The 15615-nt window shown below is 68.3% G+C and carries 13 protein-coding genes; 7 read left to right on the plus strand and 6 right to left on the minus strand.

What is annotated here, in order from left to right:
- The first annotated feature begins 51 nt into the window (after nt 1-51).
- Both adh and ACQ86G_RS04940 read left to right on the plus strand, forming a co-directional pair.
- Nucleotides 52-1572: an aldehyde dehydrogenase gene (adh, locus tag ACQ86G_RS04935; RefSeq protein ID WP_431259559.1), complete on the plus strand. Its 1521-nt coding sequence runs from the start codon at nt 52-54 to the stop codon at nt 1570-1572.
- A 140-nt stretch (nt 1573-1712) separates the two neighbouring features.
- The gene (locus ACQ86G_RS04940) at nt 1713-2825 is read left to right on the plus strand and encodes an IS481 family transposase (RefSeq protein WP_431257046.1); all 1113 of its coding nucleotides are present in this window, start codon (nt 1713-1715) and stop codon (nt 2823-2825) included.
- Nucleotides 2826-3030: 205 nt separating this feature from the next.
- Here ACQ86G_RS04940 and ACQ86G_RS04945 read toward each other — a convergent pair whose 3' ends face one another.
- Entirely contained in the window at nt 3031-3993 is a 963-nt protein-coding gene (locus ACQ86G_RS04945; protein WP_431259560.1) for an IS110 family transposase, read from the minus strand.
- Between the two features lie 212 nt (nt 3994-4205).
- Complete coding sequence (locus tag ACQ86G_RS04950) at nt 4206-5756, minus strand: methyl-accepting chemotaxis protein (protein WP_431259561.1); 1551 nt, start codon at nt 5754-5756, stop codon at nt 4206-4208.
- Nucleotides 5757-5942: 186 nt separating this feature from the next.
- On the opposite strand from ACQ86G_RS04950, the gene ACQ86G_RS04955 reads away from it, so the two are divergent.
- The 5 genes from ACQ86G_RS04955 (at nt 5943) to ACQ86G_RS04975 (ending at nt 12764) form a co-directional block, all read left to right on the plus strand.
- Nucleotides 5943-6464, plus strand: coding sequence for a PfkB family carbohydrate kinase (locus ACQ86G_RS04955; RefSeq protein WP_431259562.1), 522 nt, complete (start codon nt 5943-5945; stop codon nt 6462-6464).
- Complete coding sequence (locus ACQ86G_RS04960; RefSeq protein ID WP_431259563.1) at nt 6455-7042, plus strand: PfkB family carbohydrate kinase; 588 nt, start codon at nt 6455-6457, stop codon at nt 7040-7042. Before ACQ86G_RS04955 ends, ACQ86G_RS04960 begins: the two co-directional genes overlap by 10 nt.
- A 29-nt stretch (nt 7043-7071) precedes the next feature.
- On the plus strand, nt 7072-8001 hold the full coding sequence (locus ACQ86G_RS04965) for a pseudouridine-5'-phosphate glycosidase (RefSeq protein WP_431259564.1): 930 nt from the start codon (nt 7072-7074) through the stop codon (nt 7999-8001).
- A gap of 191 nt (nt 8002-8192) precedes the next feature.
- Complete coding sequence (locus tag ACQ86G_RS04970) at nt 8193-9554, plus strand: efflux RND transporter periplasmic adaptor subunit (protein WP_431259565.1); 1362 nt, start codon at nt 8193-8195, stop codon at nt 9552-9554.
- A gap of 78 nt (nt 9555-9632) precedes the next feature.
- Nucleotides 9633-12764: an efflux RND transporter permease subunit gene (locus ACQ86G_RS04975; protein WP_431259566.1), complete on the plus strand. Its 3132-nt coding sequence runs from the start codon at nt 9633-9635 to the stop codon at nt 12762-12764.
- Here ACQ86G_RS04975 and ACQ86G_RS04980 read toward each other — a convergent pair whose 3' ends face one another.
- The 4 genes from ACQ86G_RS04980 to ACQ86G_RS04995 form a co-directional block, all read right to left on the minus strand.
- A complete protein-coding gene (locus ACQ86G_RS04980; protein WP_431259567.1) occupies nt 12765-13373 on the minus strand; it encodes a DNA-3-methyladenine glycosylase I in 609 nt (202 codons plus the stop codon).
- 22 nt (nt 13374-13395) lie between these two features.
- Entirely contained in the window at nt 13396-13869 is a 474-nt protein-coding gene (locus tag ACQ86G_RS04985; protein WP_431259568.1) for a low molecular weight phosphotyrosine protein phosphatase, read from the minus strand.
- Nucleotides 13870-13888: 19 nt separating this feature from the next.
- The gene (rpe, locus tag ACQ86G_RS04990; protein ID WP_431259569.1) at nt 13889-14575 is read right to left on the minus strand and encodes a ribulose-phosphate 3-epimerase; all 687 of its coding nucleotides are present in this window, start codon (nt 14573-14575) and stop codon (nt 13889-13891) included.
- 100 nt (nt 14576-14675) lie between these two features.
- On the minus strand, nt 14676-15533 hold the full coding sequence (locus tag ACQ86G_RS04995; protein ID WP_431259570.1) for a substrate-binding periplasmic protein: 858 nt from the start codon (nt 15531-15533) through the stop codon (nt 14676-14678).
- Nucleotides 15534-15615 lie beyond the last annotated feature (82 nt).

Genomic DNA, 15615 nt, shown 5'->3' on the forward strand with positions numbered 1-15615 from the left:
GCAATGAAGCCGTCGGCGTCCTTCGCCTCAACAAACCACGGAGACAACACCATGATCTACGCCAAGCCCAACGCGGCCGGCGCGCCGCTGGAGTTCAAGAAGCGCTACGACAACTTCATCGGCGGCCAGTGGACGGCGCCGCGCGACGGCCAGTACTTCGACGTGATCACGCCCATCACCGGGCAGGTCTTCACGCAGGCGGCGCGATCGACCGCCGCGGACATCGAGCTCGCGCTCGACGCCGCGCATGCCGCCGCGGAAAAGTGGGGCGCCACGTCCGCGGCCGAACGCGCCAACGTGCTGCTGCGCATTGCCGACCGCATCGAGCAGAACCTGGAGCTGCTCGCCTACGCCGAGACCGTCGACAACGGCAAGCCCATGCGCGAGACGCTGAACGCCGATTTGCCGCTAGCGGTCGACCACTTCCGCTACTTCGCCGGCTGCCTGCGGGCGCAGGAAGGCGGGCTCAGCGAGATCGACGCCAACACCATCGCGTACCACTTCCATGAGCCGCTGGGCGTGGTCGGCCAGATCATCCCGTGGAACTTCCCGATCCTGATGGCCGCGTGGAAGCTGGCGCCGGCGCTGGGCGCGGGCAACGCGGTCGTGCTCAAGCCGGCCGAGTCGACGCCGGTCAGCATCCTGGTGCTGGCCGAGCTGGTGGCGGACCTGCTCCCGCCGGGCGTGCTCAACATCGTCAACGGCTACGGCAAGGAAGCGGGCATGCCGCTGGCGCAGAGCAAGCGCATCGGGAAGATCGCGTTCACCGGCTCGACGGCGACGGGCCGCGTCATCGCGCAGGCGGCGGCGACCAACCTGATCCCGGCCACGCTGGAGCTCGGCGGCAAGAGCCCGAACGTCTTCTTCCCCGACATCGCCGCGCAGGACGACGACCTGTTCGACAAGGCGATCGAAGGACTGGTGCTGTTCGCGTTCAACCAGGGCGAGGTCTGCACCTGCCCGTCGCGCGCGCTGATCCATGAATCGATCTACGACAAGTTCATCGCCCGGGCGATCGACCGCGTGAAGGCCATCAAGCAGGGCAACCCGCTGGACACCGACACGATGATGGGCGCGCAGGCCTCGTCGATGCAGCTGGACAAGATCCTGTCCTACCTCGAGATCGGCAAGCAGGAAGGCGCGCAGTGCCTCATCGGCGGCGGACGCGCGCAGCTGGGCGGCGATCTGGCGGGCGGCTATTACATCGAGCCGACGCTGTTCAAGGGCACCAATGACATGCGGATCTTCCGCGAGGAGATCTTCGGGCCCGTGCTCGCGGTGACGACCTTCAAGACAGAGGAGGAGGCGCTGCGCATCGCCAACGACACGCCGTACGGCCTGGGCGCCGGCGTTTGGTCGCGGGACATCAACACGGCCTTCCGCATGGGCAAGGGGATCAAGGCCGGGCGCGTGTGGACCAATTGCTATCACGCGTATCCCGCACATGCGACGTTCGGCGGCTACAAGGAGTCGGGCATCGGTCGCGAGACCCACAAGATGATGCTGGACCACTACCAGCAGACGAAGAATCTGCTGGTCAGCTACTCGCAGAAGAAGCTGGGGTTCTTCTGAGGCTCTCGGCGGCCGTACTTCCGCGGCCGCTGGCCCTCACCCCAACCCTCTCCCGCAAGCTGTATGGACCGAGGACATGGGTAACAGGTGTGCCAGGACATGGGTGACACTTTTCCCGCCTAGTCAGCGGGAGGACGAAGTTGCCCTGGAGCCAAGTCACCGTGAAGGATCAAAGAGAGGAATTCGTTCGGCTGGCCCGACAGCCTGGCGCCAATATCAGCGAGCTATGTCGACGCAGCGGCATCAGCCGTAAGACGGGCTACAAGTGGCTCAGCCGAGTCGATCTTGAGGATCGATCTCGGCGACCACGAACCTCACCGACCCGTACACCCGAACAGCTGCAAGCTCAGGTGCTTGCAGTGCGGGCCGAATGTCCGGCTTGGGGTGCTCGCAAGATCGCGCATGTGCTGGGGCGCGATCATGGCGTGCACATAGCGGCCAGCACGGCCAACTGGGTGCTGCGCCGCAACGGCCTGATCGACCCGGCAGCAAGCCAGGCCGCAACGGCATGGCAGCGCTTCGAGCACGAGACGCCTAATGCGCTGTGGCAAATGGACTTCAAGGGCCACTTCGCCACCGACGCCCAGCGCTGTCACCCGCTGACCGTGCTGGACGATCACTCGCGCTTCAACATCGTCCTGCAAGCGCTGGGCAATGAGCGGCTCGAGTCCGTGCAGCCCGTGCTGCAGCGCGCCTTCGAGCGCTATGGGCTGCCTGAGCGCATCAACGCCGACAACGGCCCGCCCTGGGGTTCGCCTACGCGCGGCGCGCTCACCGAGCTGGAGGTGTGGCTGATTCGGCTGGGCGTGCGCTTGAGCCACAGCCGACCGATGCATCCGCAGACCAACGGCAAAGACGAACGATTCCATCGCACGCTGAAGGCCGAGCTACTAGCCAGTCGGCACTTCAAGGACCTGAGCGATGCCCAGCGCCACTTCAGCCAGTGGCGCCATCTCTACAACTCCAAACGGCCTCATTGCGCACTGGGCATGGGCACGCCAGCCAGCCGCTACGTGGCTAGCCCGCGCTCAATGCCAAGCTCACTGGAGCCCGTCGAATACGGCGATGGCGTCATCGTGCGCCGGGTCGGATACGGTGGACGGATCCAGTTCAAGGGCAATACCTACCGCGTTGGCAGAGGTCTCATCGGCCAACCTGTGGCCCTACGACCTCACTTGGATCTCGATGGCAGCTTCGATGTCTTCTTCTGCCACCAAAAGGTACGCATGATTGAGCTGTGCCAGGCTGACTAACCTGGACCTGACCTGTTACCCATGTCCTGGCACACCTGTCACCCATGTCCTCGGTCCATACAGCAAGCGGGAGAGGGAGCAACGTCTACCGCCGCGTTCGTTTGACACGGTAGCTCTCCCGCACGCGGGAGAGGAGGAACGAGGAGGCGACGCTGCGAGTGGCGCCGGTCGGACTCCCTCTCCCGCTTGCGGGAGAGCAACCGTGTCAAGCGACGGTGGGATTTCTCCAAGGCTCACCGGACTTGAGGATGGCGTTGAGGATGATCAGTAGCTTGCGCATGCACGCGGTCATGGCGACCTTGTAGGGCTTGCCTGAGGCGCGTAGGCGCGAGTACAGCTCCTTGATCGGCCCGTTGCAGCGCCTGGCGGTGAGCGCGGCCATGTACAGCACCGCGCGCACGTCTGCTCGTCCGCCCTGGATGTAGCGCTGGCCGCGCCGCCTGCCGCTGTCGTCGGCCATCGGCGCCAGCCCCACCAGCGCCGCCAGGCGCTTACGGTCCAAGCTGCCCAACTCAGGCAAGCGTCCCAGCAGCATCGAGATCGTGACTCGGCCAATGCCCGGCACGCTGTCCAACAGCTCGTACTTGGGCTGGTAGATCGTCGAGTCCTTCAAGCGACCGTCCAGATCCTTGTCGATCTCCTTGATCCGCTTGTCCAGCCACTCGATGTGATGTCGCACGCTCGTGCGCGCCACGTGCTTTACCGTGGCCAAGCGGTTCTTCTCCTGCGCGCGCATGGTCACCAGCTGCGCTCGTCGGTCCACCAACTCGATGATCTCTTGCTGCGTCTCGTCAGGCAGCGCGTACACCTGGGGGCGCATGCGATGGGCAAACTCAGCCAACACCTGAGCGTCCAGCCGGTCCGTCTTGGCAAGGACGCCGGCCGCCCGAGCGAAGTCGCGCACCCGCTTGGGATTGACCACGGCCACCGCGATGCCTGCTGCGCACAACTCGCTGGCCAGCGCTGCCTCGAAGCCACCGGTGGCCTCCAGCACCACCAGCGTCGGCGACAGTCGCTTGAGCTGATTCACCACCTCCGCCCGCCCGGCCTCATCGTTGTTCACCCGCGCAGTCAACTCGCCTGGCGCGGCTGTGGTTGAACTGCAGACCTGGGCCGTATCCAGCCAAGCCTTGCAAACGTCGACGCCAACAAAGATCTCGTCGCTCATGACGGTGCCCTTCCTTGTGTTCGATACGGCCTCGATGGACCTCACAACCGTTCGGGCTATCCGTCACGGCGACCGAAGTAGGCCGCCACGACCCTCGCTCTCCCTCGGCATCGCGCCTTAGCGCCTACCCTGGGCGGATCGGCCTGTGGCGGCCTGGGCGTACTTTGCTACATACAAGGGCGGGGGTGAGGGCCAGCGGACTCCTGCAGTCCTCAGCTCATCCTGAAGACCGCAACGGCCTGAACGAGCTGCGTCGCCTGTTTCTCGAGTGAATCGCTCGCCCCGGCCGAGCGCTGCACCAGTGCCGCGTTCTGCTGGGTCGTCCGATCGAGTTCGCTCACTGCCTGACTGACCTGGGCGATGCCCGTCGCCTGCTCGCGCGTCGCATTGCCGATCGTCGAGATCAGCGCCGAGACGCTCCGCACCTGCTGGACGATCTCGTGCATCGCCTTGCTGGCCTCGTCGACCTGACGGCCGCCGGCTTCCACGCGTTCGACGCTTTCCCCGATCAGCTGCTTGATCTCCTTGGCCGCCGCCGCGCTGCGCTGCGCCAGCGAGCGCACCTCGCTCGCGACGACCGCAAACCCGCGTCCCTGCTCGCCGGCCCGCGCGGCCTCCACCGCCGCGTTCAGCGCCAGGATGTTGGTCTGGAACGCGATCCCGTCGATGACGCCGATGATGTCGCCGATCCGCTTGCTGGACGTCGTGATGCCGACCATGGTCTCGTTGACGTTGCGGACCACCTCGCCGCCCTGGGCCGCCGCCACGCTCGCGCCCTGCGCGAGATCCTCGGCCTGCCGCGCCGCGTCGGCGTTGCTGCGCACGGTGGCGCTCATCTCCTCCATCGACGCGGCCGTCTGCTGCAGGCTGGCCGAGGCCTGCTCGGTCCGCGCGCTGATCTCGTTGTTGCCGCTGAGGATGTCCCCGCTGGACGACCGCACCGTCACCACCTGCGCCGCCACGTCGTCGATGACCCAGCGGAACATCAGCCCCAGCTGGTTGAGCGAGCGCAGCGCCATGCCGATCTCGTCGACCCGGTCCATCTGCAGCGGGTCGCGGGTGTCGCCGCTGGCGACGCGCTTCGCGTGCCGCGCGAGCGATTCCATCGGCGCCACGACCTGCGCCTCCAGGAACCACATCGCCAGCAGCGACACGACCACGAAGGCACCGATCCACATCGCCGCGGCGGCGAGCGTCGCGGCGCTCATCCACGCCGACACGATCGCCGCGACCGTCAACGCGAGCAGAGGCAGCCGCACGCGCCAGCGCACCGGCATCGTCTTCAGCATCGAGGTCCAGGCCATCGCGCCGGTGCGCACCAGCACGCCCTTGTGGATGCGCAGGTGCTTCGCGCGTCCCTCGCGCATGTCGGCGTACAGGCGCTCCGCGCCGGCGATCTCCTCGGCCGACGGCCGCGTGCGCACCGACATGTAGGCCACCGGCTGGCCGTTGCGCATCACCGGGGTCGCGTTCGCGCGGACCCAGTAATGGTCGCCGTTCTTGCGCCGGTTCTTCACCAGCCCGGTCCAGGACTCGCCGCCCTGCAGCGTCTGCCACATGTCGCCGAAGGCCTCGGGCGGCATGTCGGGATGACGGACGATGTTGTGGGGCTGGCCGAGCAGCTCCTCCGTCGTGAAGCCGCTGGCCTCGACGAAGGCCTCATTGGCATAGGTGACCCGGCTCTTGGTGTCCGTCGTGGACATCAGCGTCGCGTCGGCAGGGAAGTCGTATTGGCGCTGGGTGACGGGCAAGTTCTTCCGCATGGCGTCCTCCTTGACTGTTTGATGCGGTGCACTCCCCGCCGTTGTGGTCTGTGGGAGCGATTGAAGGGTATGCAAAGTTCGCCTGTCGCGCGAGTCCCTGGCATCCTTCGCGACGAGGATAAACAAATGTCTGCTTCAAAGACATATGTTTGCATCAAGGTTTGAAGCTCCCTAGAATCCGCCGCCATGACGCCCCCCAAGGAACGCTCCTCCAAGGAACAGCTGCTGGCGCTGGTCGAGGCCAACCCCTTCATCGGCCAGCAGGAACTGGCGGACCGGCTGGGGCTGTCGCGCTCCGCGGTGGCGGGCCATCTGGGGCAGCTGACGCGCGAGGGCCGCCTCCTCGGCCGCGCCTACGTGCTGCCGCAGCGCCAGCCCATCGTCTGCATCGGCGGCACGAACCTGGATCGCAAGCTGCGCGCCGTCGGTGCGCTGCGGATGGGCAGTTCGAATCCGGCCCGGCAGCATGAATCGGCGGGCGGCGTCGCACGCAACATCGCGGAGAACCTCGCGCGGCTCGGCCTGCCGGTGCACCTGCTGACGGCCGTCGGTCGCGATGCCGCCGGGCAGACGCTGCTGGCACAGTTGCAGGGCCTGGGCGTCGATTGCGGAGGCTGTCTGCAGGCCGCGGACGCGGCGACAGGCAGCTACACGGCGGTGCTCGATCCCGAGGGGAGCTGGTACTCGCGCTCGCGCACATGGAACTGACCGATCGGCTGGATCCCGCCTTCCTGCGCCAGACCGCGCCGCAGCGCGCGCCGGCCCGCTGGCTGGTCGCCGATCTCAACCTGCCGCGAGAGACGCTCGACGAGCTGCGCGCCGAAGCACGCCTGCGCGATCAGCGCCTGCTGCTGGTCGCCGTGTCGGAACCGAAGATGGCACGCCTCGGCACCGACCTGCGCGGCGTCGAGCTGCTGGTGCTGAACCGCGGCGAGCTGCAGGCGCTCGTGGGTCGGGCCTTGCCCGATGACGCCGCCTTGCGCGACGCCTGGCGATCGCTGCACGAAGCGGGGCTGCAACGGCTCGTGATGAGCGACGGCGCGGCGGGCGTCCGTTTCTCCGAGGGCGAGGACCTCGTCCTGATCCCTCCTCCGCGGCTGGACCCGGCCTCGATCCGCGAGGTCACCGGCGCCGGCGATGCGATGACCGCCGGCATCGCCGCCGCGCTGCATCGCGACCCCGACGACCTGCGGGGCGCCTGCGCGCTCGGCCTCCAGCTGGCGGCGCTGACGCTGCAGAGCGACGCCACCGTCAGCGAGGCGCTGAGCCCGGCGCTGCTTGTCTGACCGACACCTTCGAACTTGAAAGAACCCTCATGACCACGCAAGACCTGATCGACCAGAACCTCATCGACTTCTCGCCCGAAGTGGCCGCCGCGCGCGCCGAGGGTCGTCCGCTGGTGGCGTTGGAGTCCACGATCATTTCGCACGGCATGCCTTATCCGCAGAACGTGCAGACGGCGCGCGAGGTCGAAGCCATCGTGCGCGAGCACGGCGCCGTGCCCGCGACGATCGCGGTGCTGGACGGGAAGATCCGCGTCGGGCTGAATGATGCGCAGCTGGAGCTGCTCGGGCAGTCCCCCGATGCGATGAAGCTGAGCCGTCGCGACCTGCCCTTCGCGCTGGCGACGGGCCGCGTCGGTGCCACCACCGTGGCCGCGACGATGATCTGCGCACGGCTGGCCGGGATCGAGGTCTTCGTCACCGGTGGCATCGGCGGCGTGCACCGCGGTGCGGAGACTTCGTTCGACATCTCCGCCGATCTGCAGGAACTGGCCCGCACGCCCGTGGCCGTGGTCTGCGCGGGCGCGAAGAGCATCCTCGACCTGGCGCTGACGCTGGAGTACCTGGAGACACACGGCGTGCCGGTGCTGTCGGTGGGGCAGGAGAACTTCGCCGCGTTCTATACGCGCGACAGCGGGTTGAAGGCGGACTTCCGCATCGACGCGCCGGCGGACCAGGCGCGGTTCCTGCGCACGAAATGGGCGCTCGGATTGAGCGGCGGCGCGGTGATCAGCAATCCGGTGCCCGCTGAACACGAGATGCCCCAGACCGTCATCGACGGCTTCGTCGAGCAGGCCCTCCGGGAAGCCGCCGCGCAGGGCATCAGCGGCAAGGCGGTGACGCCCTATCTGCTCGCCCGGATCAAGGACCTCAGCGGCGGCGCCAGCCTCGTCACCAACATCGCGCTGGTGAAGCACAACGCCGTCGTCGGCGCGGCGCTCGCCAAGGCACTCGCACGCTGACGGCCTCTGGCCCTCACCCCCACCCTCTCCCGCAAGCGGGAGAGGCAGTCCGGCCGGCGCCCTGCCCCCTCCTCTTCCTTCTCCCGGAAACGCTCGTTCACGCTCCAATCGCACAGGTTTTCCTCCCGCTCGCGCAGGATTAACCTGAACGAAACAATCATCGAAAGAGCCGGACTTAACCTTCCGCGCCCTTGGGGAGCTTTGCAGAGCGCCCCTCGAAGACTGTCCGTTGGAGAACGTGTTCATGCGCCGCAAGCCCTCGTCCTGTCCTTGATCGTCGTCCTGCTCCTCGCGGGCGGGGATGGTGGTGGAAGTCGCGAGCCGCGACCCGTGACGGCGGCGAGGCTGGCCCGGCCGCCGCCGCGCGCGGCGCTTCTGGTGCTTCAGGCCCCGCCGGCACCCAGACCGTCGGCGTCGTCACCGCGCAGCGCCGCGACGTCCCGGTGACGGTCGAAGCCTCCGGCACCGTCACCCCGATCAACCAGGTCGACCTGCGCGCCCAGACCACCTCGACCATCCGCGACGTGCTGGTCCACGACGGCCAGACGGTCACCAAGGGTCAGGTCCTGTTCCGCTTCGACGAACGCGCGGACCGCGCCAACCTCGACAAGGCGAAGGCCCAGCTCGCCCGCGACAAGGCCGCCCTCGGTGACCTGCAGCGCCAGTACGAACGCGCCAAGGACCTGCTCGCCCAGAACTTCGTCGCGCAGAGCGCCGTCGACACCGCGCTGGCCAGCCTGCAGGGCGGCCGCAGCCTCGTCGACGCGGACGCCGCCGCCATCGACTCCGCGTCCGTCGCGCTCAGCTACAACGAGATCCGCGCGCCCTTCGCCGGCCGCGCCGGCGCCGTCAACGTCTGGCCGGGCAGCCTGGTCCAGGCCAGCGCCACCGGCACGCCGCTGGTCAACATCGTCCAGATCGATCCGATCGCGATCAGCTTCAACCTGCCCGAGACCGAGCTCGCGCCCGTGCTCGACGCGATGCGCCCCGGCGCCACCGGCGCGCAGGTCACGCCGCCCGAGGTGCAGGTCGTCCTGCCGACGATCGAAGGCGGTCCCTCCCGGAAAGACAGCAAGGGCGGCAAGTCCGTCGAATCCGTCGCCCGCGGCAAGCTGACCTTCGTCGACAACCTCGTCGACGCGACCACCGGCACGATCAAGCTGAAGGCCGAGTTCACCAACGACGCGCAGAAGCTCTGGCCCGGCCAGTACCTGCGCGTGCGCATGACGCTGCGCAGCATGAAGGACGCGATCGTGATCCCGCAGGCCGCGATCATCCTGCGCGGCAGCGACCGTCAGGTCTACGTCGTCGGCCCCGACAAGACGGCCCAGCTCAAGCCGGTGAAGCTGCGCTACACCTTCGGCGAGATGGCCGTCGTCGACGGCGTCGACGCAGGTGCGACCGTGGTGCTGGACGGCAAGCAGAACCTGCGCCCCGGCACGCCGCTGCGCACGCAGCCCGCCGCCGTCGATCCGGCCGCCGCCGCGCGCCTGGCCGCGGCCTCGGCGGCCGCGGGTGGCGGGGCCTCCGCCACCGACGTCGCCGCGCCCTGATCCCGGCCGCCCCGCCCACGCCTTCGACGTCTCGTCGCCCTTGACGTCCCAAAGCCTTCAGCCACCGCGGAAGCTGCCATGAATCTCACCGAACTCTTCATCCGCCGGCCGGTCATGACCGTGCTGCTGAACGTGGCGCTGGTCGTCGCCGGCATCGCCGCGTGGAGCCGCATCCCGGTCGCCGCGCTGCCCAGCTTCAACACGCCGGTCATCAATGTGCAGGCGACCCTGCCCGGCGCCAGCCCCGAGACGATGGCCTCGTCCGTCGCGCTGCCGCTGGAGAAGCAGTTCTCCACCATCGCCGGCATCACGACGATCTCCTCGACCAACACGCTGGGCAACAGCTCGCTGACGCTGGAGTTCGACTCCGCGCGCGACATCGATGCCGCCGCGGTCGACGTGCAGGCCGCCCTGTTCCGCTCGCTGCGCGCGCTGCCCGTCGAGATGACCACGCCGCCGTCCTACCGCAAGGTCAACCCGGCCGACGCGCCGGTGCTGCTGGTGGCGCTGACCTCGCCGTCGATCAACCTGTCCGAGCTCAACGACTACGCCGAGAACCTGATCACCCCCAGCCTGTCGACCATCGACGGCGTGGCGCAGGTCTCCATCTACGGCCAGAAGCGTTTCGCGGTGCGCATCAAGGCGCGCAACGAGCTGCTCCAGCAGCGCAACATCACGCTCGACGAGCTGCAGGCCGCCGTCAAGGGCGCCAACGCCAACACGCCGGTGGGCACGCTGGACGGCGCGCGCCAGACGCTGACCATCCAGGCCAACAAGCAGCTGCGCGACGCCAACGCCTTCGGCGGCATCGTCGTGGCCACGCGCAACGGCGCGCCGGTGTTCCTGCGCGAGGTCGCCGACGTCGAGGACAGCTACGAGACCGTCAAGTCCTTCTCCAACTTCAACGGCGAGCGCTCCATCGTGCTGGCCGTGCAGCGCCAGCCCGACGCCAACACGGTGAAGGTCGTCGACGCGGTGAAGGCGATGCTGCCGCGCTTCGCCGCGCAGCTGCCGGCCTCGGTGCAGATGAGCACGCTCAACGACCGCTCGGTGTCCATCCGCGAAGGCCTGCACGACGTCTACTTCACCCTCGCCCTGACGGTGGCGCTGGTCGTGATGGTGATCTTCCTGTTCCTGCGCCGCATGGTCGCGACGCTGATCCCGACGCTGTCGCTGCCGATCTCGCTGATCGGCGCGGTGACGCTGCTGTTCGCGCTGGGCTACAGCCTGGACAACATCTCGCTGCTCGGCATCACGCTGGCCGTCGGCCTGGTGGTCGACGACGCGATCGTGATGCTGGAGAACATCTACCGCCACGTCGAGGACGGCATGGCGCCCTTCGACGCCGCCATCCGCGGCGCGCGCGAGATGGCCTTCACCATCATGTCGATCTCGATCTCGCTGATCGCCGTGCTGATCCCGATCTTCTTCATGCCCGGCGTGATCGGGCTGCTGTTCCACGAATTCGCCGTCGTCGTGTCGCTGGCGATCGGCGTGTCGGCAGGCGTTTCGCTGACGCTGGTGCCAATGCTGTGCAGCCGCTTCCTGAGCAGTCACCACGAGGTCGAGGAGAACGCCCTCGGACGCACCTTCGAAGCCGGCTTCAGCTGGGTGCTGAACAAGTACACGACATCGCTGGACTGGGCGCTGGCCCGCCGCTGGGTCGTGGGCGTGGTGGCGCTGGCCACCTTCATCGCCAGCGCGTGGCTCTGGATCGTCATCCCCAAGGGCTTCTTCCCGGAAGAGGACATCGGCCAGATCCAGGCCAGCACCGAAGCGGCCGAGGACATCTCCTTCGCCGCGATGACGGTGCTGCAGGAACGCGTCGCGCAGATCGTGCAGGACGATCCGTCGGTGTCGTCGGTGTCCGCCGCGGTGGGCGGCGGCGGGGGCGGCGGCAACGTCAACACGGGGCGCCTCTTCATCAACCTGAAGTCGCGCGGTGAACGTCCGCCGATGCCCCAGGTGCTGGAGCAGCTGCGCAAGAAGCTGCGCGGCGTGCCCGGCATCGCGGTCTACCTGCGGCCGGTGCAGAACCTGCAGCTCGGCGGCCGGCAGTCCAAGAGCCGCTACCAGTTCACGCTGCAGTCGGTCAGCACCGGCGAGCTCAACACCTGGGCCGTGAAGCTGCAGGACAAGCTGCGCAACGACCCGGTGTTCCGCGACGTCACCAGCGACTCGCAGCTGCGCGGGCTGCAGGCCAACCTCGTCATCGACCGCGAGCGCGCCACGCTGCTGGGCGTGCAGATGCAGGACCTGCGCAACGCGCTGTACTCGGCCTTCGGCGAGCGCCAGGTCTCCAGCATCTACGCCGAGAGCAACACCTACCAGGTGATCATGGAGGCGACCGACAGCGACCGCCTCAGCGAGGACGCCTTCGACAAGATCTACCTGCGCGGCAGGAACAGCACGATGGTGCCGCTGACGGCCTTCGCGAGCGTGAAGCGCGAGCTCGGTCCGACGGCGGTCAACCACCAGGGCCAGCTGCAGGCGATCACGCTGAGCTTCAACCTCGCGCCCGACGTGCCGCTGGGCAACGCCACGGCCAAGATCGACCAGTTCACCAAGGAGATCGGCCTGCCGCCGTCCATCATCACCAGCTACGGCGGCGACGCAGCGGTGTTCAAGGACTCGCAGGGCGGACAGCTGCTGCTGATCGTGCTGGCGATCGCGGTGATCTACGTGCTGCTGGGCGTGCTCTACGAGAGCTACATCCATCCGCTGACCATCCTGGCGGGGCTGCCGTCGGCGGCGGTGGGCGCGCTGCTGACGCTGCAGCTCGCGGGCATGGAGCTGACCATCATCGCGACCATCGGCATCCTGATGCTGGTGGGCATTGTGAAGAAGAACGCGATCATGATGATCGACTTCGCGCTCGATGCGCAACGCAACGGCGGCATGACGCCGCAGCAGGCGATCCGCGAGGCCTGCATCCTGCGTTTCCGCCCGATCATGATGACGACGCTGGCCGCGCTGATGGGCGCGCTGCCGATCGCACTGGGCCTGGGCGCCGGCGCGGAGCTGCGCCAGCCGCTGGGCCTGGCGGTGGTCGGCGGGCTGATCCTGTCGCAGGCGGTGACGCTGTACATCACGCCGGTGATCTACCTGGCGCTGGACCGGTTCAGCGGGAAGGGACCGGACACGCGGGAGGTGGCGCAGACGCGGTTGACCGAGCATCCGGCGCAGCCGGTCCCCGGCCACGCGGACTGATCAACGCGGCGGCTTGAACTTCTTGCGCTCCTGCGCCGCGGCCGCGCGTCCGATGCACCCGGGCGCGTGGTCGTTGATCAGCCCCATCGCCTGCATGAACGCGTAGACCGTCGTCGGTCCGACAAACTTCCAGCCGCGCTTCTTCAGTTCCTTGGAGAGCTTCACCGACGTCTCCGACGTCGGCCGCACATCGCCGCCCTCTTCCGGATCCTCGAAGCGCCAGAAGAACGCGGCCAGCGAGCCGGCTTCCTTCTGAAGCTCCAGCGCGCAGGACGCGTTGTGGATCGCCGCCTCGATCTTGCCGCGATGGCGCACGATGCCCTCGTCCGCGAGCAGCCGCGTCACGTCGGCCTCGCCGAACTTCGCAACCTTGGCGATCTCGAACTGCTTGAAGGCTTTCCGGAAGTTCTCGCGCTTGGCCAGGATCGTCCGCCACGACAGACCCGACTGGAATCCTTCCAGGCAGAGCTTCTCGAACAGCCGCCGGTCCTCGTGGACGGGGTAGCCCCACTCGTTGTCGTGATAGTCGCGGTACATGTCGAAGCCGGGGGCTTCGCACCACTTGCATCGCCACTGGCCGTCCGGCCCTTGCGCCAACCGATCGCTCATCGCCGCCTCTCCAGGTCTGGACTCAACCCGTCTTGTGGAAGACCGCCTCGTCGGCCGGCCACGTGTGCACGCGCGCCTCGATCAGGTCGAGCACCTGCACGAAGGCGCTGCCCGTGCCGTAGTACGGGTCGGGCACCTCGTCCAGGCCCAGCCCCGTCATGCCGGCGAGGAACAGGCCCAGCTTCGCCGGCGCGACCGCCGGCTTTGCCGCCTTCAGGCCGCGCAGCACGCTGCGGTCCATCGCCAGGATCAGGTCGTAGCGGTCGAAGTCCTCGGTCTTGAGCTTGCGCGAGCGCCAGCGCCGGTCCATGCCGTAGCCGCGCTGCTCCAGCACGGCCAGCGCGCGCTTGTCGACGACCTGCGCGCGCGACGACGCGAACACGCCGGCCGAGTGCACCTCCGTCAGGCCGAGCTCGCCGGCGCGCAGGCGCAGCACCGCCTCGGCCATCGGGGAGCGGCACAGGTTGGCCGCACAGACCAGCAGCAGTCGGGTCACCGGGTCGACGCTTCCGGGCTCAGAGCGCCAGCTCGGCGCGCATCGCGTCGATGACGCCCTTGTAGTCGGGCTTGCCGAAGATCGCCGAGCCCGCGACGAAGGTGTCCGCGCCGGCGGCCGCGATCTCGCGGATGTTGTCGACCTTCACGCCGCCGTCGATCTCCAGGCGGATGTCGCGGCCGCTGGCCAGGATCATCGCCTTGGCCTGCTGCAGCTTCTTCAGCGCGCCGGGGATGAAGCTCTGGCCGCCGAAGCCCGGGTTGACGCTCATGATCAGCACCAGGTCGACCTTGTCGATGACCCACTCCAGCACGTCCAGCGGCGTGGCCGGGTTGAACACCAGGCCGGCCTGCGCGCCTTCGGACTTGATCAGCTGGATCGTGCGGTCCACGTGCTGGCTGGCCTCGGGGTGGAAGCTCACCAGGTTCGCGCCCGCGCGGCAGAAGGCCTGCGCCAGGCTGTCCACCGGCTGCACCATCAGGTGGACGTCGATGGGCGCCGGCGTGCCGTCGGGCTTCACCGAATGCTTCTTCAGCGCCTCGCAGACCATCGGGCCGAAGGTCAGGTTGGGCACGTAATGGTTGTCCATCACGTCGAAGTGGATCCAGTCCGCGCCGGCGGCCAGCACGTTGCGGACTTCCTCGCCCAGGTTGGCGAAATCGGCGGACAGGATGCTCGGGGCGATGCGGTAGGTGGGCGGGTTCATGGCGGGGCGGGCGCGGAGCCGCTGGCGGGGAAAGTCGACGATTGTAGAAAGGCTGGCGCGCGCCCGGTCGACGACCGGCCGCGACACCCGCGTCCGGGGCTCACCGGTAGCGTTCCGCGAGCCGGGCGATCTCCCCGGTCGCGCTGAGCTGGCGCAGCCGGTCGGTCAGGCGTTCCACCACGGCCTCCGGCAACTGGCGCGAGACCACGACGTACTGGGTCTCCTCCTCGAAGATCTGCGGTCCGATGCGCACGCGAGACTCCAGGCCCGCGCCGCGCGCCGCCTGGCGCAGGTTGAAGTCCTGGCCGTAGACCCCGGCGGTGCGGCCGCGGACCAGCATCTGCAACGCTTCCTTGTCGCTGCGCGCGGACTCGATGAAGGACACATCCGCCTCCTGCAGCGTCGCGGCCAGCTTGGTGCCCTGCGCCAGCAGCAGCGGCTGGCGCCGCGAGAAGGCGCGCAGCTCGTCCCAGGTGCGCGGCGCACGCGCATCGTCGGCGCGCATCGCCAGCACGTGCGAGATCCGGTACAGCGGCACCGGCAGGTAGCGCATCAGCGCATGGCGATGCTCGGACTTGAGCAGGCAGAAGAACACGTCCAGGTCGCCGTTGCTCAGCATCAATTCCAGGCGCCGCAGCGGCACCGGCTGGTTCAGGCCCTCGATGTGCAAATCCGGATCGGTCCGCATCACGGCCTCGGCGATCTCGCCGCACAGGCCGGGGCGCTGCGGGTCGCCGGACGCGTACTTAGCCGGCGCGCCGGCCTGCGCGGCGCTGCGCAGCGTCAGCGGTCCCGTCGCGCCGGCACCCGGCATGGCGGGCGCCGCCGGTCCGGACGGCGCCGCCATCGCCGAATTCGCGGCCACCAGTCCCAGCTCGAGACCGACGGTGACCGCCACGCCGACCAGCGCGCAGCCGCGCGCCATGGCCTGGCGTCGATTGGGACGGGGAACTGCCAACGGGTGTCCTGCCCTTGTCTCCATGACGGATGGCGTCCGGTGCGTGCCGGTCGCGTATGGTGGTCCGTTCGAGCGGGTTCTG

Origin of the sequence: Roseateles chitinivorans, assembly GCF_050632145.1 — a bacterium.
GTDB classification, from domain to species: Bacteria; Pseudomonadota; Gammaproteobacteria; order Burkholderiales; family Burkholderiaceae_C; genus Roseateles; species Roseateles chitinivorans_B.

Coding starts and splice junctions, on each gene's coding strand:
- adh (WP_431259559.1), top strand. CDS start 52: ATGATCTACGCCAAGCCCAACGCGGCCGGCGCGCCGCTGGAGTTCAAG.
- ACQ86G_RS04945 (WP_431259560.1), bottom strand. CDS start 3,993: ATGAGCGACGAGATCTTTGTTGGCGTCGACGTTTGCAAGGCTTGGCTG.
- ACQ86G_RS04950 (WP_431259561.1), bottom strand. CDS start 5,756: ATGCGGAAGAACTTGCCCGTCACCCAGCGCCAATACGACTTCCCTGCC.
- ACQ86G_RS04955 (WP_431259562.1), top strand. CDS start 5,943: ATGACGCCCCCCAAGGAACGCTCCTCCAAGGAACAGCTGCTGGCGCTG.
- ACQ86G_RS04960 (WP_431259563.1), top strand. CDS start 6,455: ATGGAACTGACCGATCGGCTGGATCCCGCCTTCCTGCGCCAGACCGCG.
- ACQ86G_RS04965 (WP_431259564.1), top strand. CDS start 7,072: ATGACCACGCAAGACCTGATCGACCAGAACCTCATCGACTTCTCGCCC.
- ACQ86G_RS04975 (WP_431259566.1), top strand. CDS start 9,633: ATGAATCTCACCGAACTCTTCATCCGCCGGCCGGTCATGACCGTGCTG.
- ACQ86G_RS04980 (WP_431259567.1), bottom strand. CDS start 13,373: ATGAGCGATCGGTTGGCGCAAGGGCCGGACGGCCAGTGGCGATGCAAG.
- rpe (WP_431259569.1), bottom strand. CDS start 14,575: ATGAACCCGCCCACCTACCGCATCGCCCCGAGCATCCTGTCCGCCGAT.